Raw genomic sequence first — 22,087 nt, 5'->3', positions numbered from 1 at the left:
AAATGATAATTGTTCTCAAATATAAAGTCAATACATAAATGCAAATAATTCTCAATAAATTATTTATTCAATATAAGGCACTAAATGTGTAAGCGAAAGTGCGGTAGGAATGTGATGAGAAAATTCGAATTCTCCCGCATAGGCATACACCTCAACCCCTTCTTTTATGGCTTGACGAAGTAGCTTCGCGTATTCAGGATCAATATATTCCGCGACTTTGAAACAATCAAAACCGTTGTGTAATCCAGCGAAAAAAATGACCGCTCTATGGCCAAGTTTTTTCATTGCCATTAGCTCTCGCAAATGTTTTTGTCCTCTGGTGGTTACCGCATCAGGAAACATTCCCAGATTGCCTTTTACTAAGGTAACGGATTTTACTTCCACATAGCAATCCGGTAAGCCTTTCTCTTTAAGCAGGAAATCAATTCGGCTATTTTCTTCACCATATTTCATTTCAGGCAGAATTTCGCTATATACCGCTAATTCTTTGATTTGCTTATTTTGTAGTGCTTCAAAGGTGAGTTGATTGGAACGGTGTGTGTTAATACATACCATTTGCCCATTTTGAAGTTGGGTAAGTTCCCACGAATGAGGGTATTTTCGGGTTTTACTGTCAGAGGTTGAATACCAAATGGTATCCCCTTTTTCACCACAACCTGTCATCGCCCCCGTATTTGCGCAGTGAATCGTGAGTATTTTACCATTGGCAAGTTCGACATCAGCAAGAAAGCGTTTATAACGGCGGAGTAGGGTGGCAGATTGAAGAGCGGGTAACTGCATTATTTATTCCTATATAACTAAAAACGGCAGTGTATCATTTTGTGTTGTGGGTAAAAAGAAAAGTGCGGTGCTTTTTATTGATTTTTTTATCATTATTTCATCAGCTAAATTTTTAGATAATTTTTAATCTATTTATTCATAGGTAAATTTTTTCAATGAAATTTGTAAAATCTTTTTGTACCTCTTTTGTAATAAATGATACAGTTAGGACGATTCGACTTTTGTCATTTATGGGCTGGGAAGTGATTTCCAGATTGTATCATCAACCAATTTGAAGGAAACATTATGTTAATTGGTGTACCTAGAGAACGGCTTGATAATGAAACACGTGTAGCAGCAACGCCAAAAACAATACAGCAAATTTTAAAGCTGGGTTTTGAGGTGATTGTTGAACACGATGCAGGATTTAAAGCAAGTTTTGAAGATCAAGCATTTGTGCAAGCTGGCGCAAAAATTGGCACAACACAAGAAGTGTGGAATGCTGATGTAATTATGAAAGTAAACCCTCCTAGTGATGAGGAAATTGCCTTAATTAAAGAAGGGGCAACCTTAATTAGCTTTATTTGGCCTGCGCAAAATGAAGCATTAATGGAAAAATTATCTGCGAAAAAAATTAATGTCTTAGCGATGGATGCTGTGCCACGTATTTCACGTGCGCAGTCTTTAGACGCACTTTCATCAATGGCCAATATTTCTGGTTATCGTGCTGTGGTGGAAGCGGCAAATGCATTCGGTAGTTTTTTTACTGGGCAAATCACTGCGGCAGGTAAAGTACCGCCAGCGAAAGTGTTAGTGATTGGGGCTGGTGTGGCAGGTTTGGCTGCGATTGGTACAGCAAATAGCCTTGGTGCGATTGTACGTGCTTTTGATTCTCGCCCTGAAGTAAAAGAGCAAGTGCAATCAATGGGTGCAGACTTCTTAGAAATTGATTTTGAAGAAGAAGGTGGCTCAGGTGATGGTTATGCAAAAGTGATGTCGGAAGAGTTTAATTGCCGAGCGATGGAACTTTATGCCGCACAAGCCAAAGAAGTGGATATTATCATCACGACCGCTGCTATTCCGGGTAAACCTGCACCACGTTTAATTACCAAAGAAATGGTGGATTCAATGAAACCGGGTTCTGTTATTGTGGATTTAGCTGCATTAACGGGAGGAAACTGTGAATACACCAAACCGGGTGAAATTTTCGTGACAGATAATCAAGTGAAAATCATTGGTTATACGGATTTCCCAGCACGTTTGCCAACGCAATCTTCTCAGCTTTATGGCACAAACTTAGTGAATTTGCTGAAGTTATTATGTAAAGAGAAAGACGGTACAATCAATATTGATTTTGATGATGTTGTGTTACGTGGTGTAACAGTCATTCGCGATGGTGAAATCACTTGGCCTGCGCCCCCAATTCAAGTTTCTGCCCAACCACAACAAAAAGCTGAGGTTGTAGTTGAGAAGAAAGAACAAAAACCACAAGATCCGCGTATCAAATACGGTATTATGGGAGCAATTGGCGTGCTGTTCTTATGGCTAGGTTCAGTAATGCCTGCGGCATTCTTATCACATTTCACCGTGTTCGTACTTGCTTGTGTGGTGGGATACTATGTGGTTTGGAATGTAAGCCACGCCTTACATACCCCATTAATGGCAGTAACTAACGCCATTTCAGGCATTATCATTGTGGGAGCGTTATTGCAAATTGCCCAAGGCAGTTTCTTTATCAGCCTACTCGCATTTATTGCAATTTTAGTCGCAAGTATCAATATCTTTGGTGGCTTTAAAGTGACCCAACGTATGCTTGCAATGTTTAGAAAAGGTTAAGGAGAAAAAGCAATGTCAGAAGGTTTAGTACAGGCTGCATATATTGTAGCGGCATTACTTTTCATTATGAGCTTAGCAGGGCTTTCTAAACACGAAACTGCTAAAGCAGGTTGTTGGTATGGTATCGTGGGGATGACTATTGCCCTTATCGCAACCATTTTCGGGCCACAAACGTCAGGACAAATTTGGATTTTAATTGCAATGGCAATTGGCGCGGTGATAGGTATCCAACGTGCATTAAAAGTGGAAATGACCGAAATGCCAGAGCTTGTGGCAATCTTACATAGCTTTGTTGGTCTTGCTGCTGTGTTGGTCGGCTTTAACAGCTTTGGCTTACACGTTACCCCTGAATTTGTTGCACCAGAAGGTACAGCATTTATCAGTGAAGCGGCATTAGAAAATGCAAAAGCAGCATTTGATGCGGAACAAGCGACTTTAGCAACTATCCATAATGTTGAAGTGTTCTTAGGCATCTTCATCGGGGCAGTAACTTTCACGGGGTCTGTGGTCGCATTCGGTAAACTACGCGGTATTATTAATTCTAAAGCCTTAATGTTACCGCATCGCCATAAATTAAATTTAGCGGCGTTAGTGGTTTCGGCGTTATTAATGATCGCATTTTTAAGCTCGCCAGAAAATATCTTCCCAGTGCTATTAATGACTATCATTGCTCTTGCCTTTGGTTGGCATTTAGTGGCATCAATTGGTGGTGCAGATATGCCAGTGGTGGTATCAATGCTGAACTCTTATTCAGGTTGGGCAGCGGCGGCAGCAGGCTTTATGCTTAATAATGATCTCTTGATCGTAACTGGGGCATTAGTAGGCTCTTCAGGGGCGATTCTTTCTTACATTATGTGTAAAGCAATGAACCGTTCATTTATCAGCGTTATCGCTGGCGGTTTTGGTAATGATGTGGTTGCAAGTGGTGATCAAGAACAAGGCGAACACCGTGAAACAAGTGCGGAAGAAGTGGCGGAAATGCTGAAAAATGCAAGCTCTGTGATCATCACACCGGGCTATGGAATGGCGGTGGCACAAGCGCAGTATCCCGTGGCTGAAATTACACAAAAATTACGTGATCGTGGCGTGAATGTGCGTTTTGGTATTCACCCAGTAGCAGGGCGTTTACCGGGTCATATGAACGTGTTACTCGCTGAAGCCAAAGTGCCTTATGACGTGGTATTAGAAATGGACGAAATCAACGATGATTTTGCTGATACCGATGTCGTCTTAGTTATCGGCGCAAATGACACCGTAAACCCTGCGGCAATGGATGATCCAAACAGCCCAATCGCAGGAATGCCAGTGCTAGAAGTGTGGAAAGCCGCTAATGTGGTGGTATTCAAACGCTCAATGGCAGTAGGCTACGCCGGCGTACAAAACCCATTATTCTTCAAAGAAAACACTCAAATGCTCTTCGGTGATGCAAAAGAGCGCGTGGATGACATATTAAAAGCATTATAAGATAAATTTTGCTGAAAGAAAGTACCGCACTTTTGAAAGAAAGTGCGGTTTTTTTTACAGTTATAGAAATGTTTAAGTTTGAAGTAGAGAATGCGCTCTACAAACAGGCTAGGAATAGGCTACCTGATCTCATTCCTTAATTTTAAAATAGAACAACCTACGTTATTCTATTTCACTTTATTAATCATCACCTAAATTTTTAATTGCTTCAATGACTAACTGCCAAAATTTTTCTCTGTTAAGGGTTGTTGCAACTTGGGTGTTGCAAGGTTTTGGAGGATAACGAAAATCTGCAACGGTCATTCCTAGCGTATGAGTACCAGTTAATTCAATATGAATAGGAACTTGTTGCGTTTTTATTAAAGAGGGATCGATGACATAAGCAACAGCACAAGGATCGTGCACTGGTGGCGCATCAAAACCTTGAGATTTTTTATACATTTTGCCAAAGAATTCTAGCAATTCGACGACAAATTGAGCTGGTTTTGTTCCTATTTCTGCAATACGCTGTATCATGTCCGGCGTGGCTAAAGCTTGGTGAGTCAGATCTAAACCTACCATTGTTACTTTCCAACCGGCACTAAATACAATATGGGCAGCTTCAGGATCTATTTTTATATTAAATTCAGCCACCGCACTCCAATTCCCCGTGTGATAACCGCCTCCCATCAATACGACTTCTTTTACTCGATTGATAATTTTAGGTTCTAATCTTGCGGCAAGGGCAATATTGGTTAGCCCACCCGTTGGTACTAAGGTGATCGTATTAGGTGGGTAAGACATAATTAAGTCAATGATTAACTGAACAGCGTGTGAAGGATGAAAGGTTTGCGTTGGTGTTGGTAAAATGGGGCCATCTAACCCTGAATCACCGTGGATAGTGGGGGCCGTTTCAATTTCTCTAACCAACGGGCGTTCAGCCCCTTTGGCAATGGGAATATTTTTAATTTTTGCAATTTCAGCAACAGCTAACGCATTATGCGAGACTTTTTCAAGGGTTTGGTTGCCAACAACGGTCGTAATGGCGAGCAATTCGATATTGGGATTACCATGGGCGAGCAATATGGCAATGGCATCATCATGGCCGGGATCACAGTCTAAAATAATTTTTTTACGCATAATTATCTCCTTTTCTTTCTTACATTACCCTTTTTTATAGAGATTAAAACGAAAATTCTTTTATTTTTTGATCAACTTCACAAAGTTTAAAAATAGTCATTTTAAAACTTATAAGAATTGTTTAGTCTTATCGAAACGTTTCGATATTTTTTTGAGAGGGAAATATGAAAAAAACAGGTATTCTTAATGCGCCACTTTCATATCAAATTGCCCGTCTTGGGCATACAGATTTTTTGACAATTTGTGATGCTGGATTGCCTATTCCTTCATCGATGGATTGTGTCGATTTAGCTTTATCAGAGGGCGTGCCAAGTTTTTTATCTGTTTTTGAGGCTGTAACAACAGAGTGCTTTGTGGAGAGAGTGATTTTAGCGAGAGAGATTGAGCAGCATAATGCACAACTTCATCAAACCTTATTACAACGCATCGCGCAGTTAGCTCAGCAACAACATAATGACATCGTTGTAGATTACGTCTGTCACGAGGAATTTAAGGCATTGAGTCAAGAAAGTAAAGCCATTGTCCGTTCAGGGGAATGTTCGCCTTATGCCAATATTATCCTTGTATCAGGTGTACCGTTTTAGGGGGAAACCATGGAACCCATTTTAAAATTAAACAACATTTGTAAGTCTTTTCCGGGTGTGCGTGCGTTACATAATGCAAATTTATCTGTTTACGCCGGGCGAGTTATGGCATTAATGGGGGAAAATGGCGCAGGAAAATCGACGCTGATGAAAATTCTTACCGGAATTTATCAGCAAGATAGTGGGGATATTTATTTTAATGGCGAAAAAGTGCGGTATAAAAATCCCAAATTTTCTCAGTTAGCTGGTATCAGTATTATTCATCAAGAACTCAATATTATCCCTAATTTAACGATTGCAGAAAATATTTTCTTAGGGCGAGAGTTTACCCATAAATTGGGTGGGATTGACTGGACGAAAATGATTGAAGAATCGAAAAAATTATTGCAACGTTTAAAAATTAAACATCATCCTTCGACCCCTGTTGAACAATTATCGCTTGGTGAATTGCAAATGATTGAGATCGCGAAGGCACTGAGTTTTAAAGCGAAAGTGATTATTATGGATGAGCCTACCGATGCCTTGACTGACGCCGAAACGAAAGCTTTGTTTGACGTAATTAGAGAGCTGAAAACAGAAGGTTGCGGGATCGTATTTATTTCCCACCGAATGCAAGATATTTTTACGATTTGTGATGATGTGACGATTTTACGTGATGGTGAATTTATTGCGGAAAGTACAATTTCTGAGATAAATGAAGCACAGCTCATTGAATTAATGGTGGGAAGAAAATTAGAAGAACAGTACCCACATATTGATATTCCTATTGGAGAACCTGTATTAAAGGTTGAAAATTTAACCGGTCAGGGCGTAAATAAGGTTTCTTTTCATCTCAATCGTGGGGAAATTCTTGGTATTTCAGGATTAATGGGCGCAGGACGAACCGAATTAATGAAACTGATTTATGGCGCATTAGTTAAACAGAGCGGTGAAATTTTCGTACGAAATCGACCTGTATCTATTGAAACACCGCAAGATGGGTTGAAAAACGGTATCGTTTATATTTCTGAAGATCGCAAAGGTGATGGGTTAGTCCTCAGTATGTCGATTAAGGAGAATATGACCTTAACTGCACTGGATCAACTTTCACCAAAATGTGCGATTGATCACCAAGCAGAAAAAATGACGGTAAATGATTTTATCCTGATGTTTAATGTAAAAACCCCTTCAATGGATCAAACAATAGGCTTGCTTTCTGGAGGGAATCAACAAAAGGTTGCGATTGCAAAAGGCTTAATGACACGTCCTGATATTTTGATTCTTGATGAACCTACTAGAGGCATTGATGTGGGGGCGAAAAAAGAAATTTATCAGCTTATTAATAAGTTTAAAGAAGAAGGTATGAGCATTATTTTAGTCTCATCAGATATGCCAGAAATTATCGGAATGAGTGATCGTATATTGGTAATGAATAATGGTGAAATTCGCGGTGAGTTTTTACGCCGAGATGTTAGCCAAGAAAAATTATTAACTGCCGCAATTACTCAACAGCATTAGAAGGACAAATTATGACAGCAACAAAATTAAAAAATTTTCTTATTGAACAACGTTCGATTTTAGCTTTACTTGTCTTAATTGCCATTGTTTCTAGTATTAATCCTCATTTTTTCACAATGGATAATTTACTCAATATTTTACGCCAAACCTCAGTCAATGCGATTATTGCGGTAGGAATGACGTTTGTTATTTTAACCGCTGGGATCGATCTTTCTGTTGGCTCAGTACTCGCATTAACAGGTGCAATTGCGGCTTCTTTAGTCAATCTAGATTTATCTATGTTTATTGTTATTCCGCTGGTTTTATTATGCGGTACGGTACTTGGGGGAATCAGTGGCGTGATTATTGCAAAAGGCAAAGTGCAAGCTTTTATTGCTACCCTTGTAACAATGACATTATTACGTGGCGTTACAATGGTTTATACCGATGGGCGACCGATTAGTTTAGGTTTTTCTGATGTCGCCGATCATTTTTCTTTTCTTGGCACAGGCTATTTATTTGGTATCCCTTTCCCTATTTGGTTAATGGCAACTATTTTTCTTGTGGCGTGGTATATCTTAAAACATACCCCTATGGGGCGATATATTTATGCGCTTGGTGGTAATGAAGCTGCAACCCGCTTATCGGGTATAAACGTGGATAAAGTCAAAATTTTTGTTTATGCGGTAAGTGGTTTTCTTGCAACCGTGGCAGGATTAATTGTTACCTCAAGGCTTTCTTCGGCACAACCAACCGCGGGTGTTTCTTATGAACTTGATGCAATCGCTGCAGTCGTGGTGGGCGGAACAAGTTTAATGGGAGGAAAAGGGCGTATTTTAGGCACATTAATTGGTGCATTGATTATTGGTTTTTTAAATAATGCGTTGAATCTACTTGATATATCCTCGTATTACCAAATGATTGCGAAATCTATTGTTATTCTTGCAGCTGTACTCACCGATCATTTTTTCAGTCGAAAAAATGGGTAATCTTAATCCATCCAACTTAAGGAGATGTATATGAAAAAATTGACTTTACTCGCTTCCGCAATGCTTCTTGGCTCAGTGGTGAGTCAAAGTGCTATGGCAAAAGAAACGATCGCATTAGCCATTTCTACGCTGGATAATCCGTTCTTTGTTACCTTAAAAGAGGGCGCGCAAAAAGAGGCGGATAAACTAGGCTATAATTTGGTTGTACTTGATTCACAAAATGATCCAGCCAAAGAATTAGCGAATGTTGAAGACGTTACAGTTCGTGGTGCAAAAGTATTACTGATTAACCCAACTGATTCTACTGCTGTTGCGAGTGCGGTACGTATGGCAAATCAAAAAAATATTCCTGTCATTACTTTAGACCGTGGAGCAGCACAAGGGAAAGTGGTAAGTCATATTGCCTCTGATAATATTGCAGGCGGAAAAATGGCGGGGGATTTTATTGCCCAAAAATTAGGTGATAATGCGAAGGTTATCCAATTAGAAGGTATTGCCGGCACTTCGGCAGCACGCGAACGTGGGGAAGGATTTAAGCAAGCCGTTGAGGCACATCACTTTGCTTTATTAGCAAGCCAACCAGCAGATTTTGATCGCACTAAAGGCTTGAATGTGATGGAAAATTTATTAACCGCTCAACCCAATGTCCAAGCTGTCTTTGCCCAAAATGATGAAATGGCGTTAGGGGCAATTCGTGCAACTCAAGCCGCGAATAAGCCTCTACTCATTGTTGGATTTGATGGCACAGATGATGGCATTAAAGCAGTAAAAAGTGGAAAATTAGCCGCAACTATCGCACAACAGCCTGACTTAATCGGGGCATTAGGTGTACAAACAGCGGATAAAGTGATTAAAGGAGAAACGGTTGAAACACAGATTCCCGTTCCATTAAAAGTAATCAGTCAGTAATAAAGAAAATCCAAGGCAGAACATACTGCCTTGATAATTTCTTTTCGCTAAATTTAATCTTATTAATCGTCGTTTATGTTTAAAATAGGCAATGAGCAAACACCGTAATAAACCATACTATCGGTGATACGACGTTGTATTCTGTTTAAACTAAACGACGATAAAAGCAAAGTGCGGTGGTTTTTTTATTGATTTTGATTGAGGAATGGTTATGCATAATAAAACATTAACGGTGCTTGGTAGTGTGAATGTGGATCATTTGATCCAAGTTGAGCATTTCCCACAACCGGGGGAAACATTATTAGGGCATCATTATCAGCTGGTTTATGGCGGAAAGGGGGCAAATCAGGCGGTAGCCGCCACAAGGCTTGGGGCTAAGGTGAATTTTATTGCTTGTATCGGGAATGATGATGTTGGTCGGCAAATAAAGCAGGCTTTTATTCAGCAAGGAATGAATACCGAAGCCATTTCGAGCATTGATGGGGAATCAACAGGCATTGCAATGATCCAAGTAGCAGAAAGTGGTGAAAATAGCATTGTCATTTCTGCTGGTGCGAATGCGCACTTAACCGCACAACGTGTGCAATCCTTTACGCATATTATTCAACAAAGCGATGCATTGCTTATGCAATTAGAAACGCCCTTAGAGGGGATATGTTATGCGGCCAAATTAGCCAAAACACAAGGAAAACAAGTTATTCTTAATCCCGCGCCAGCACAACCTCTTTCTGATGAGTTACTCTCTCAACTCACGATGATTACCCCAAATGAAACGGAAGCGGAAATTTTGACGGGGATTAAAGTGGTGGATTATCAAAGTGCGGTCAAAGCGGCGCAAATTTTTCATCAAAAAGGGGTTGAAATTGTATTGATTACCTTAGGGGCAAGGGGCGTTTTTGTCAGTCATCAACAGCAACAGGAAATAATTCAAGGTTTTAGCGTTCAAGCAAAAGATACGACGGCAGCAGGCGACACGTTCAATGGGGCATTAATCACAGCGTTATTAGAGGGGAAAACACTCAATGAGGCTATTCGTTTTGCCCAAGCAGCGGCGGCGATTAGCGTAACCCGTTTAGGCGCGCAAACCTCAATTCCTACGCGACAAGAGACAGATGATTTTTTAGCCGAAAGGAAATAGAATAGCGGGTAGTTATTGGCTGAAGTGAGAATAATTTATGGCAACGATGAAAGATATTGCACGGATTGCGCAGGTATCAACCTCAACGGTTTCCCATGTGATTAATAATACGGGATATGTGAGTGAGGCGATGCGAGCAAGAGTGATGAATGTCGTGGAATCACTCAATTATCGTCCTTCAGCCTTAGCAAGAAGTTTAAAGGTTAAACAGACGAATACCTTAGGTATGTTAGTCAGTGCGACGAATAACCCCTTTTTTGCTGAAGTTGTGAGTGGGGTTGAGCAGTATTGTAATCAACATCAGTACAATCTCATTATTTCTAGCATTGATGGCGCCGAAAATCGTTTAGAACAAAATATTCAAACGCTCATTCAGAAACAAGTAGATGGATTGTTATTAATGTATTCGGATAGCCAATATGCGGATCTGAAACAGTTGAATATTTCATTACCCGTGGTTGTAATGGACTGGTGGCCAACCGCACTTAATGCCGATAAAATTTATGAAAATTCAGAACTTGGTGCTTATCTTGCCACGCAATATCTCATTCAACAGGGGCATCGAGAGATTGCCATTATTACCGGAAATTTGCAAAAATCATTAGCCCAAAATCGTTTGCAAGGGTATAAAAAAGCATTACAAGAAGCACAATTGCCCCTTAATCCTGAATGGATTATTGAAAGCCATTTTGATTTTGAGGGGGGCGTAATTGGAATGAAAAAGTTGCTACAAGCAAAAAAACGTCCGAGTGCCGTGTTTGCTTGTAGTGATACCATTGCTGTTGGTGTTTATCAAGTTGCGTGGCAGCAAGGGTTAAATATACCACAAGATCTTTCAGTAATTGGCTATGATGATATTATGTTGGCGCAATATCTCTCACCGCCATTAAGCACGATTCATCAACCTAAGGCTGAATTAGGTAAGCTTGCGGTAGAAACCTTATTAAAACGGATAAAAACCCCAGAAAAACCTTATCAATCGTTGTTACTTGGGCCTAAATTAGTCGTACGAGAATCAATTGGTAAGCGTTAAGTCATATGAGGAAAAGAAAGACAATATCCTGATCGCTGATACCACCTCTAAGCAATTAGCCTAACAATCAATATTATTGAATATAGAAGATCTTTGTTATAATCCTCTTTCTTTATAAAATAGATAAAAAATCAACCGCACTTTAACTTTTAAATGCATTTTTTGGCGTACTTATGATGGAATACCTCTTACTCTCTCTTTTCACTCTTGCTTCGGTAATTTTTATTGTCAATTCTCATTACCGTTGGACTTATTTCTTTGCCATTGCACAGTTTGCGTTATTTTTTAGCTTGATGTTTAGTATTACAGGGCAATGGCAGCGTGGGCTGAATTTTGCTGCCGTGTTGTTCGTGGTGCTAATGCTTTTTCATCGCTTAAAGATTCATTTTTATAAACAGCCTTTGTTAGTGTCTGATTTCTTTTTAGTTTTCGATTGGCGAAATTGGGAAACCTTGTTGCATTATCGCTCAGCAATCTTTGCGATTGCTGGCTTGATCGGGTTAATGGTTTATGCCGTAATGGGCTGGTCTTCAGCCACAGTGGTAAGTGTTGAATGGCGAATTTTTGCAAGTGCGGTGCTTTTTTTCATCATTTTTGCTATCTGTCATTACAGTAAAAATAAATCAGCTATCAAACAGTGGCTTGATTCCTTACCTGATGACGGACGAGATGTGTTTTTAAATTTACCGATGTCTTGCCGAGGTGTCTTTTTCAAACCACCTGTTTTTGATGGCGATGCAGATTATTTTCTTAAACAAAAACAACAGGTTGAAGATTATCCGCTAACGGTCGAAGCAGAAAAGCCAGATATTGTTGTATGGCTTCAGGAATCTACCCTAAATCCTCACAGTTTTGTGTTAGAGAAAGCGAATATTCCGCCAATAACAATGTATGAAAATCAAGCGGATACCAAATTTAACAGTCATTTGCGTGTGCATACTTTAGGCGGAGCAACGTGGAAATCGGAGTTTGCTTTCCTATCTGGTTTGCCCTCAACGGATTTCGGTGCGATGGCGAATGCCGTGTTTTATTCTGTTGTCCCCCATTTACAATACAGTTTTGTGCAGAATTTAAAAGCGCAGGGATATTATTGCGTTGCATTATCGCCTTTCACCAAAGGGAATTACAATGCCAAACCCGCTTATGATCACTTTGGTTTTGATTTGATGTTACAACCGCAAGAACTTGGTTATCCTGCGCCGTTAAGTAAGAATTTATGGACGATTGGTAGTGATGAAATGAGCCAGTATGTGCAGAAAATTTTGCAAAAACAAGGTATTCCTGCGCTTGAAAAAGTCAGCCAACCTTTATTTGTTTATGTGCTTACAATGCGTGAACACGGTCCTTATCACGATGTGGGGAATCTGTTTGAATTGCAAAATCAAGGGTTCACTCCGAAAGGTACGGGTGAATTGAATGATTATATTCAGAGAATTGTAAAGCTCAATGATGTCATCGAAGATTTCAACCGCTATATGCAAAATCGTCAGAAGCCTTATGTATTAGCCTATTTTGGCGATCATCAAATTTCCATTAGTGGGGCGCAACCTGCTTATCACTTTGATTACCCGAACCCCAACTATATTACTCAGCTTGTTGTGCGGAGTAATATGCAAAATACGTTTAAACAACAACAGAATTTCCTTGATTTGGCACAGGCGGGCGGTTTGATTTTAGAAATAGCAGGATTGCCAGCCGATGAATTTATGCAAGCGAATATTGCAATGCGTAAATTAAGTCAGGGTAAATTGCAAGATTGCCAAGATCAGGCATTGCTTCGTGGTTATCAAAATTACTTATATCAACAATTAAAGGTTGCGAAATAAGGACGAACAATGAGCCAACAGATTGAAACACACCCGTTTGCTGCGATATTGCCACCACATGCCACCGTTATGATGATGGGAAGTTTTCCACCCAAAGCGGAAAAGCGTTGTATGGAATTTCATTATCCCAATTTCCAAAATGATATGTGGCGAGTGTATGGCGCAGTATTTTTTGGCCGAGCCGATTATTTCCAAGTACCGAATGAAAAACGCTTTGATGCTGAACGAATTAAACATTTTTTATGGGATAAAGGCATTGCATTATGCCCAACTGTGCGTAAAGCAATTCGTGAACAAGATAACGCATCGGACAAATTTCTGAAGGTGGTAGAAACAGTCAATCTGGCTGAAGTATTGCCTCAAGTCCCACAATGCCACTGGATTTTTACAACTGGAGGCAAAGCCACAGAGATTCTGCTTTCCTTATTGCCAGAAAAAGTCAACGCCCCGAAAACTAACAGCTTTATTCCTTATCCCTATCCTGATTTTGCACTCAATTTATATCGCCTACCTTCAACTTCAAGGGCTTATCCACTTGCCTTTGAGAAAAAGGTTGCTGCATATCGTCAGTTTTTTGAAATGGTGGGGCTGGTTTAAAGAATGCGTTGATTGGATTACCAGCAAATCATTGTGTTATTTTTAACGAATAAGAAAAAGTGATTTTCATTATTATGAATTGTGTAGGCAATGCAATTCCGTTATGATACGCGCTCTTTCACTCCTGTTGGAGTAAGATTATTTTTTAAAGGAAACATCATGAATTCATTAAATAAAATTAGCCCTTATGCACTCGGATTATTACGCATTATTGCAGGCTATATGTTTTTATTACACGGCACGTCAAAATTCTTTGAATACCCCGTTTCAATGACGGGTGGAAATGGTGCAGTGGAACTTTTCTCAATGATGGGCATTGGCGGTGTATTAGAAATCGTGGGAGGCGCATTATTAATTTTAGGGTTATTTACCCGTCCCGTAGCATTCATTCTTTCTGGTATGATGGCAGTCGCGTATTTTCAAATTCACGCTTCTTTAGATAACGTGTTATTGCCGATTGTTAATAAAGGTGAGCTTGCAGCATTATATTCTTTAGTTTTCTTAAACTTTGTTTTCTTAGGTGCAGGCGCTTTTGCATTAGACAACAGAGCCGGTAAGAAAAGTTAATTTGTCTTTTTCTTTCAGCGTTATTGAATTAAACCCGCATTAAGCGGGTTTTTTATTGTTTCAGAAAAATAATCAAAAAACGCACCGCACTTTGGGATCTAGGTATTATGCATTGTTGGTTTTTTGTTAAGAAATTTGATTTCGTGCTATATAAAAGCAAACGATTGCGTTATAATGCGGAGGTTTTTTCATTTCATTAAATTAAAGGAAATCTCAATGCAACCAAATCGCCCTATTCGTCAGGCTTTACTTAGTGTTTCAGACAAAACAGGTATTGTGGAATTTGCTCAAGGCTTAGTGCAACGCGGAGTGAAATTGCTTTCCACAGGTGGTACTGCGAAATTGTTAATGGAAAAGGGATTGCCCGTTATCGAAGTCTCTGATTACACCGGTTTTCCAGAAATGATGGACGGACGAGTGAAAACCTTACACCCAAAAGTGCATGGTGGTATTTTAGGACGTCGCGGCGTGGATGATGAAGTGATGGTTAAGCACCACATTGAGCCGATTGATATGGTGGTGGTGAACCTTTATCCTTTTGCGCAAACTGTGGCAAAAGCGGATTGTACCCTTGAAGATGCCGTAGAAAATATTGATATTGGTGGGCCAACAATGGTGCGATCTGCAGCGAAAAATCATAAAGATGTTGCGATTGTGGTAAATAATCAAGATTTTTCTGCTATTTTGGCTGAAATGGATCAAAATCAAAATAGTTTAACTTTAGCAACACGTTTTGATTTAGCGATTAAAGCTTTTGAACATACCGCACAATATGATGCGATGATTGCCAATTATTTTGGTAAATTGGTGAAACCTTACTTTTCCGCTGAGGAAGAAGAACAAAATGCCTTGTGCGGACAATTCCCACGCACCTTAAATTTGAATTTTATCCGCAAACAAACGATGCGTTATGGTGAAAATGGTCATCAAAATGCTGCATTTTATGTGGAAAAAGAACAAAAAGACGCAAGTGTGTCCACGGCAAAACAACTACAAGGTAAAGCCCTCTCTTATAACAATATTGCGGATACCGATGCTGCCTTGGAATGCGTGAAAAGTTTTAATGAACCCGCTTGCGTGATTGTGAAACACGCAAATCCTTGTGGCGTAGCGTTAGGCGCTGATATTTTAGATGCCTATAACCGAGCCTATCAAACAGATCCAACCTCGGCTTTCGGTGGCATTATTGCTTTTAACCGTCCATTAGATGCCACAACCGCACAGGCGATTGTTGATCGTCAATTTGTCGAAGTGATTATCGCGCCAGTGATTCAAGAAGAGGCAAAAGCGGTGCTAAAAGTCAAGAAAAATGTGCGTGTGTTAGAATGTGGCGAATGGCATAGCGAAGCACCGCAACGCTTAGATTTCAAACGTGTTAATGGCGGTTTATTAGTACAAGACAGCGATTTAGGTATGGTAGATCTTGCCGATTTGCAAGTCGTGAGCAAACGTAAGCCAACGGAAAAAGAACTACAAGATTTGCTATTTTGCTGGAAAGTGGCGAAATTTGTTAAATCTAACGCCATTGTCTATGCGAAAGATAATCAAACTATCGGTATTGGTGCCGGACAAATGAGCCGAGTTTATTCTGCTAAGATTGCCGGTATTAAAGCACAGGACGAGGGGTTAGAAGTAAAAGGTTGCGTAATGGCATCCGATGCTTTCTTTCCATTCCGTGATGGCATTGATGCTGCTGCTAAAGTTGGCATTGAGTGCGTGATTCACCCCGGTGGTTCTATGCGTGATCAAGAAGTGATTGATGCCGCAGATGAACATAATATGGTGATGGTGCTAACAGGAATGCGTCATTTCCGTCATTAATTCAAAGTGGGGTAGAAAAGAAATGAATATTTTAATTATCGGAAACGGTGGGCGTGAACACGCCCTTGCGTGGAAAGCTGCACAATCCCCTTTAGCCAGTAAAGTGTTTGTTGCACCGGGAAATGCTGGCACTGCACGGGAAAGTGGCGTGGGCAGAAGTGCGGTGGAAAATGTGGCAATTTCTGCGACGGATATTCCAGCATTAGTCAAATTCGCACAAGAAAATCAAGTTGGCTTAACCATTGTTGGTCCGGAAGCCCCTTTGGTGGCAGGGGTAGTTGATGCTTTTGAACAAGCAGGTTTAACGATTTTCGGCCCAAGCCAAGCGGCAGCACAGTTGGAGGGATCAAAAGCATTCACTAAAGATTTCTTAGCTCGTCATCAAATTCCAACGGCAGAATATCAAAACTTTACCGATGTTGAGCAAGCCCTTGCTTATGTTCGACAAAAAGGTGCGCCGATAGTGATTAAAGCAGATGGCTTGGCGGCGGGAAAAGGCGTGATTGTGGCAATGACATTAGCGGAAGCGGAAGAAGCCATTAAGGATATGCTTTCAGGCAATGCTTTTGGTGATGCAGGTTCTCGCGTCGTGATTGAAGAGTTTTTAGAAGGTGAAGAAGCCAGTTTCATCGTGATGGTGGACGGTAAAAATGTCGAACCAATGGCAACTAGCCAAGATCACAAGCGCGTGGGGGAAGGGGATAAAGGCTTAAATACGGGCGGAATGGGCGCTTATTCGCCTGCTCCGGTTGTTACCCCTGAAATTCACCAACGAGTGATGCAGCAAATTATTTATCCAACCGTGCAAGGAATGGCGGCTGAAGGGAATGTTTATAAAGGTTTTTTATATGCTGGCCTGATGATCGATAAAAATGGTCAGCCAAAAGTCATTGAATTTAACTGCCGTTTTGGCGATCCTGAAACACAACCGATTATGATGCGGATGGATTCTGATCTGGTAGCGCTTTGCCTAAAAGCCTGTGAAGGGAAATTGGATCAAGTTCAATCACAATGGAAAAAACAAGCCGCACTAGGGATTGTGCTTGCCGCAGAAGGCTATCCTGCGGATTATCGTAAAGGTGATGAAATCCAAGGCTTACCAACATCTGAGCAACGTGATGAAAAAGTTTTTCTTGCTGGTGTGAACGAAGAAAATGGCAAGTTAGTCACCAATGGTGGCCGCGTTCTCTGCGCCACCGCATTGGGTGACAGCGTGCTTGATGCTCAACAGAAAGCATTAAAACTCGCAGAACAAATTCAGTGGAACGGTCGTTTCTTCCGCCGTGATGTTGGCTGGAGAGCTATTGCGCGCGAGAAATCATAATAGAGGATTAATCATAAAAAGGAGCAATATGTATCAAGATAAATCACGTTGTCGCGTGAGAGCCATAAGTCTATTTTTATCTCTAACTAAAGATAAAACACAATGGCAACAGCAGCTACAAATGGCGAAATCGGAATTTGATTTGCTTATTCCCGCTATTCAGCAAAAAGGTTATGAAATTCAGTCTATCCGTATTATCACTAATCCTTTTGGTGAATATTTGGATTTGAGTAGCATTGACACGGCAAAACGTGATTTAGCCTTGCTTAAAACCTTGCTGAGTAAATTGAATGAGAGCGGGTTGCGTATTCGTTTTGCAATTGGGGAAGCAAAAACGGCACAAGAGATCGCGTTATTGCCAGAATTAATCGCAAACTATGGGGATTTATGTAATGCTTGCGTAAATGTGGAACGTGATGAAAATGGTTTTCTAGATTATGCGTTGTTGTTAAATTGTGCAAGTGCGGTGCAAAAAATTGCAGAATTAACCCCTCGTGGTGAAGGTAATTTTAATTTCACCGTGAATTTTAACTGTAAACCGTTTATTCCTTATTTCCCAGCAGGTTATCATCGCAGTGAGCTAGATAATGCGGTGGTAATCGGTTTAGAAACGCCAGATTTATTGGTTGATGTGCTAGAAAATTTGCCTATTAATGAAAATCGCCAGCGGTTCTTTCATCAAGCCAGTGTGGCAATGTCCCAAGCATTGCAATATCACATTGATGAAATACAAAACGCGATAAAATCTGCATTATCAGGTAATTTCAGATTAGCTGGTTTTGATAGCTCAGCAGCCCCATCTAAAAACTGCCATTCAATGACAAAGGTTTATGAATTACTCGGCGTACCTTATTTCGGTGCAGCGGGTACAGTAGAAGTTTCCGAATTACTCACTCGTGTGTTCAAATCAGTGAAAAATGTCGATTTAGTCGGTTTTTCTGGTTTGATGTTAGCAGTAACTGAAGATTTGGGTTTAGCGGAAGGCACCAAAACATCTCAATTTGATATTCGTGCTTTACTCACTTATAGTGCTGTATGTGGCATTGGTTTAGATACTGTGCCAATTTCAGGTGAGGCAACCATTGAACAAATCGCAGGATTAATGAGTGATACTGGCACAATGGCATTTCGTTTAAATAAGCCCCTTACCGTCAGATTATTCCCAATTCCGAATAAATCTGCAGGAGAAATGACCGAATTTGAAAGCGATGATTTATGTAACTGTCGCATTTTAGCGGTGCCATAAGCCTTATAAATGAAAAAAATTCATCAAGATGATGAGAAATTAACAATTAAATTTTCATTAAAAAGTATCACAGAACAGGGTAAACTATCCCCCATATTTTTAAACGAAGAGGACAAACACAATGTTAAAAAGAAGTATGAACATCGCTGATTACGATCCCGTATTATGGCAGGCGATTCAAGATGAAAATCGTCGTCAAGAAGAACATATTGAATTAATTGCATCAGAAAACTATGCTAGCCCACGTGTGATGGAAGCACAGGGTTCTCAATTCACCAATAAATATGCAGAAGGTTACCCGGGTAAACGCTATTATGGTGGTTGTGAGTATGCTGATATTGTTGAGCAACTTGCCATTGACCGTGCGAAAGAATTATTTGGTGCAGATTATGCAAATGTGCAGCCACATTCTGGTTCGCAAGCTAATGCGGCAGTTTATATGGCATTGCTAAACCCGGGGGATACCATTTTAGGTATGAGCTTGGCACACGGTGGCCATTTAACTCACGGTGCATCAGTGAGCTTTTCAGGCAAAATTTATCACGCAGAACAATATGGCATCACCGATGAAGGCGTAATTGATTATGACGCATTGCGTGAACAAGCATTACGCGTTAAGCCAAAAATGATCGTAGGTGGTTTTTCTGCCTATTCTCAAGTGGTCGATTGGGCGAAAATGCGTGAAATTGCTGATGAAGTTGGCGCCTATTTATTCGTAGATATGGCGCACGTCGCCGGCTTGATTGCGGCAGGGGTTTATCCAAATCCATTACCGCACGCTCACGTTGTGACAACCACAACGCACAAAACTTTAGGTGGTCCACGTGGTGGCTTGATTTTAGCAAAAGGTGGCGATGAAGAGCTTTATAAAAAATTAAACAGTGCCGTATTCCCAGCAGGTCAAGGTGGTCCATTGGTTCACGTGATTGCAGCGAAAGCGGTATGTTTTAAAGAAGCGCTTGAGCCTGAGTTTAAAGCTTATCAGCAACAAGTGGTGAAAAACGCGAAAGCAATGGTGGACGTGTTTAAACAACGTGGTTATAACGTGGTTTCTAATGGCACGGAAAACCATTTATTCTTAGTTGATTTAGTCAGTCACGGTTTAACAGGGAAAGCGGCAGATGCGGCATTAGGCAAGGCAAATATTACAGTAAATAAAAATGCCGTGCCAAATGATCCACAAAAACCATTTATCACCTCGGGTATCCGTGTCGGAACCCCTTCTGTGACTCGTCGTGGTTTCAAAGAAGCGGAAGTGAAAGAGTTAGCTGGTTGGATGTGCGATGTGCTTGATGCTGTGGGTAAAGAAAATGAAGCAGAAGTGATTGCTGCAACAAAAGAAAAAGTGCTAGCTATTTGTAAGCGTTTGCCGGTTTATCCTGCGTAATGTTTTAGTATTACCTTAAACAGGCTGGATATGCTATCCAGCCTATTTTTTATGCTCGTAAATGCTATAAAATTAGGCGAGTGTAAGGGGCTTTATTATAAAAATTTTGTAAAAAAACACCGCACTTTATTTTATGACAGTTATCTGAATGCCCAAGATTCATCGGTCAGCAATTGTCCAAAATGGCTTTCTACAAGGCGTTTGGTAATCTCATTTTGTGGGGCGGTGAAGACATCGTGAGTGGTGCCATATTCAATCATTTTGCCTTCATCCATCACCAATACATCATCAGAAATATGCTTAATAATTCCTAAGTGTTGTCCCACGTAAATATAAGCAATACCGAGTTTTTCTTGGATTTCGAGCATTAAATTCATCAGTTGTGTTTTTACGGTGGCGTCAAGTGAGCCAAGGGCATCATCGGTGATGATGATTTCAGGTTCAAGGATCAAGGCACGGGCAAGAGCGACACGCTGTTTCTGGCTCATTGACATTGTGTTGATTTTAATGTTGGCGTGATCAGGGTAAAGCCCTACCAGTTTGAGCGTCGAAAAGATTTTTTCATCACGTTCGGTTTCACTTAAATGTGTAGCAAGACGCAGTGGGGTATCTAAAATCTGCCCAACGTTGAGTTTGGGGTTGAAGGCACTATTGGGATCTTGGAAAACCATACGAATATGTTGCGAACGAGAGCGATAATCGCCAAATTGAAGTGGCGTATTATTAAATAAAATTTCCCCTGCGCTTGGCGCGAGAATTCCTACGATCATTTTTACCAAGGTTGATTTGCCTGAGCCATTTTTACCAATAATCGCTAAGGTTTTTTTGCGTTCTAATTGGAAACTGACATTTTCCACAGCAACGAATTGGCTAGATGAGAAAATACCGACATTATCATCAAAGGATTTGGATAAATGTTCAATTTTTAATAAGGCACTCATTCGATTTTCCTATTCTGTGTTATTTTCATCCGTATTAATGATAAGTGGGGTTGCCATTTCTTCTTTTTCTTTTCGCTGATTTTCGCGTAAATTAAGTGGAAAATGGCAAGCAAATTCGTGATGTTTAATTCGTCTTGTTGGTGGCTTATTGATACATTTCTTTTGGGCAAACGGGCAACGCGGTCCTAGACGACAGCCAATAGGCAGTTGATCCAACAGTGGAACGGTACCACGCAATGTGCCTAGACGGCTTTTGAATGGCAAAGGCTGTTTAAAATCAGGAATGGAATGCAGTAAGGCATTGGTGTAAGGGTGATGTGGCGTGTTCAGCACGCTTTCTTTTGGTCCTGATTCTGCGTTTTGTCCGCAATAAAGTACGCTGAAACTATCACACCATTCACTGATGCTATTTATATCATTGCTTGCCAGTAAGATAGAGGTACCTTGGTTTTGGTTCATACTCAATAACAGGCGGAAAATTTGCACCTTAGTGATAGATTCCAAGGAATTTGTCGGTTCATCGGCAATTAATAAGCGGGGTTGATTGGCAACCGCGGCAGCAATCATCACTTTTTGCCCTTCCCCTTCGGTGATTTCGTCGGGATAGCTGTTCATTATATCTTTATGATCTTTAATGCCTACACGGTGTAATAGTTCAATGGCACGGCGTTTTTTCCAGCCAAACCATTGCCACCATCGCCCTTTGAATGTCCACGAAGGGATATTTTGAATAAGCTGTTTGCCAATTTTGGTGCTAGGATCTAAATTTGTAAGCGGTTCTTGGAAGATCATTGAGATTTCTTTGCCGACTAATTTCCGTCTTTTATGTGGGCTAAGTTTAAGCAATTCTACCTCATTAAAACGAAAGCGATCAGCGCTAACAATCCACGAATCTTTAATGGTGTTACAAATGACTTTTGCAATGAGGCTTTTGCCTGAACCCGATTCCCCGACTAAACCGCAAATTTCCCCTTCATTTAAGGTGAGATTGACGTTATCGACAATTTTTACTCGACCATTTGGCGTTTTTATTTCTATGCAAAGATTACGAATATCAAGTAGTGCCATTGG

General features: G+C 40.5%; 19 protein-coding genes. 15 read left to right on the top strand and 4 right to left on the bottom strand.

The features are described 5' to 3' along the window. Nucleotides 1–63: 63 nt before the first annotated feature. On the bottom strand, nucleotides 64–780 hold the full coding sequence (gene sfsA, locus L5B83_RS00590) for a DNA/RNA nuclease SfsA (RefSeq protein WP_265777224.1): 717 nt from the start codon (nucleotides 778–780) through the stop codon (nucleotides 64–66). A 285-nt stretch (nucleotides 781–1,065) separates the two neighbouring features. Between sfsA and pntA the strand changes: the two genes are divergently transcribed. Together pntA and pntB are read left to right on the top strand one after the other, a co-directional pair. Then, nucleotides 1,066–2,595 (top strand): Re/Si-specific NAD(P)(+) transhydrogenase subunit alpha, encoded by a 1,530-nt coding sequence (gene pntA, locus L5B83_RS00585; protein WP_265777223.1) that lies wholly within the window; start codon nucleotides 1,066–1,068, stop codon nucleotides 2,593–2,595. Between the two features lie 12 nt (nucleotides 2,596–2,607). Continuing rightward, nucleotides 2,608–4,059, top strand: a complete 1,452-nt coding sequence (pntB, locus tag L5B83_RS00580; RefSeq protein WP_265755002.1) for a Re/Si-specific NAD(P)(+) transhydrogenase subunit beta — start codon at nucleotides 2,608–2,610, stop codon at nucleotides 4,057–4,059. Between the two features lie 180 nt (nucleotides 4,060–4,239). On the opposite strand, the gene uriH is transcribed toward pntB, so the two are convergent. Further along, nucleotides 4,240–5,178 carry a uridine-preferring nucleoside hydrolase UriH gene (gene uriH, locus L5B83_RS00575; RefSeq protein WP_265777222.1) on the bottom strand — a complete coding sequence of 313 codons (939 nt, stop codon included), beginning with the start codon at nucleotides 5,176–5,178 and terminating at the stop codon, nucleotides 4,240–4,242. A gap of 164 nt (nucleotides 5,179–5,342) precedes the next feature. Between uriH and rbsD the strand changes: the two genes are divergently transcribed. From rbsD to glyA, 13 genes are all read left to right on the top strand, one after another. Continuing rightward, nucleotides 5,343–5,762, top strand: a complete 420-nt coding sequence (gene rbsD / locus L5B83_RS00570; protein ID WP_265777221.1) for a D-ribose pyranase — start codon at nucleotides 5,343–5,345, stop codon at nucleotides 5,760–5,762. 9 nt (nucleotides 5,763–5,771) lie between these two features. Further along, entirely contained in the window at nucleotides 5,772–7,259 is a 1,488-nt protein-coding gene (rbsA, locus tag L5B83_RS00565; protein ID WP_265777220.1) for a ribose ABC transporter ATP-binding protein RbsA, read from the top strand. 11 nt (nucleotides 7,260–7,270) lie between these two features. Beyond that, nucleotides 7,271–8,227 (top strand): ribose ABC transporter permease, encoded by a 957-nt coding sequence (rbsC, locus tag L5B83_RS00560; RefSeq protein ID WP_250364347.1) that lies wholly within the window; start codon nucleotides 7,271–7,273, stop codon nucleotides 8,225–8,227. A gap of 30 nt (nucleotides 8,228–8,257) precedes the next feature. Next, nucleotides 8,258–9,136 carry a ribose ABC transporter substrate-binding protein RbsB gene (gene rbsB, locus L5B83_RS00555; RefSeq protein WP_265777219.1) on the top strand — a complete coding sequence of 293 codons (879 nt, stop codon included), beginning with the start codon at nucleotides 8,258–8,260 and terminating at the stop codon, nucleotides 9,134–9,136. Nucleotides 9,137–9,347: 211 nt separating this feature from the next. Continuing rightward, nucleotides 9,348–10,274 (top strand): ribokinase, encoded by a 927-nt coding sequence (gene rbsK / locus L5B83_RS00550; RefSeq protein ID WP_265777218.1) that lies wholly within the window; start codon nucleotides 9,348–9,350, stop codon nucleotides 10,272–10,274. A gap of 37 nt (nucleotides 10,275–10,311) precedes the next feature. Beyond that, complete coding sequence (locus L5B83_RS00545; RefSeq protein ID WP_265777217.1) at nucleotides 10,312–11,307, top strand: substrate-binding domain-containing protein; 996 nt, start codon at nucleotides 10,312–10,314, stop codon at nucleotides 11,305–11,307. Nucleotides 11,308–11,480: 173 nt separating this feature from the next. Further along, the gene (locus L5B83_RS00540; RefSeq protein WP_265777216.1) at nucleotides 11,481–13,133 is read left to right on the top strand and encodes an LTA synthase family protein; all 1,653 of its coding nucleotides are present in this window, start codon (nucleotides 11,481–11,483) and stop codon (nucleotides 13,131–13,133) included. A 9-nt stretch (nucleotides 13,134–13,142) separates the two neighbouring features. Next, nucleotides 13,143–13,730, top strand: coding sequence for a DNA glycosylase (locus tag L5B83_RS00535; protein WP_265777215.1), 588 nt, complete (start codon nucleotides 13,143–13,145; stop codon nucleotides 13,728–13,730). A gap of 159 nt (nucleotides 13,731–13,889) precedes the next feature. After that, nucleotides 13,890–14,297 carry a DoxX family protein gene (locus L5B83_RS00530; protein ID WP_265777213.1) on the top strand — a complete coding sequence of 136 codons (408 nt, stop codon included), beginning with the start codon at nucleotides 13,890–13,892 and terminating at the stop codon, nucleotides 14,295–14,297. Nucleotides 14,298–14,513: 216 nt separating this feature from the next. Next, a complete protein-coding gene (gene purH / locus L5B83_RS00525) occupies nucleotides 14,514–16,118 on the top strand; it encodes a bifunctional phosphoribosylaminoimidazolecarboxamide formyltransferase/IMP cyclohydrolase (protein WP_265777212.1) in 1,605 nt (534 codons plus the stop codon). Between the two features lie 22 nt (nucleotides 16,119–16,140). Next, nucleotides 16,141–17,442, top strand: a complete 1,302-nt coding sequence (purD, locus tag L5B83_RS00520) for a phosphoribosylamine--glycine ligase (protein ID WP_265777211.1) — start codon at nucleotides 16,141–16,143, stop codon at nucleotides 17,440–17,442. A gap of 28 nt (nucleotides 17,443–17,470) precedes the next feature. Next, nucleotides 17,471–18,688 (top strand): DUF711 family protein, encoded by a 1,218-nt coding sequence (locus L5B83_RS00515; RefSeq protein WP_265777210.1) that lies wholly within the window; start codon nucleotides 17,471–17,473, stop codon nucleotides 18,686–18,688. Nucleotides 18,689–18,809: 121 nt separating this feature from the next. Then, the gene (glyA, locus tag L5B83_RS00510) at nucleotides 18,810–20,075 is read left to right on the top strand and encodes a serine hydroxymethyltransferase (RefSeq protein ID WP_250350563.1); all 1,266 of its coding nucleotides are present in this window, start codon (nucleotides 18,810–18,812) and stop codon (nucleotides 20,073–20,075) included. Between the two features lie 140 nt (nucleotides 20,076–20,215). Here glyA and L5B83_RS00505 read toward each other — a convergent pair whose 3' ends face one another. Together L5B83_RS00505 and L5B83_RS00500 are read right to left on the bottom strand one after the other, a co-directional pair. Further along, nucleotides 20,216–21,016, bottom strand: a complete 801-nt coding sequence (locus L5B83_RS00505) for a peptide ABC transporter ATP-binding protein (RefSeq protein WP_265777209.1) — start codon at nucleotides 21,014–21,016, stop codon at nucleotides 20,216–20,218. A 9-nt stretch (nucleotides 21,017–21,025) separates the two neighbouring features. Continuing rightward, nucleotides 21,026–22,084 (bottom strand): peptide ABC transporter ATP-binding protein, encoded by a 1,059-nt coding sequence (locus L5B83_RS00500; RefSeq protein WP_250350561.1) that lies wholly within the window; start codon nucleotides 22,082–22,084, stop codon nucleotides 21,026–21,028. Nucleotides 22,085–22,087 lie beyond the last annotated feature (3 nt).

It is taken from the genome of Avibacterium sp. 21-599, from assembly GCF_026226765.1.
Taxonomy (GTDB): domain Bacteria; phylum Pseudomonadota; class Gammaproteobacteria; order Enterobacterales; family Pasteurellaceae; genus Avibacterium.
Note: the sequence above shows the minus strand (reverse complement) of the source record. Positions and strands in the feature narration are given on the sequence as shown.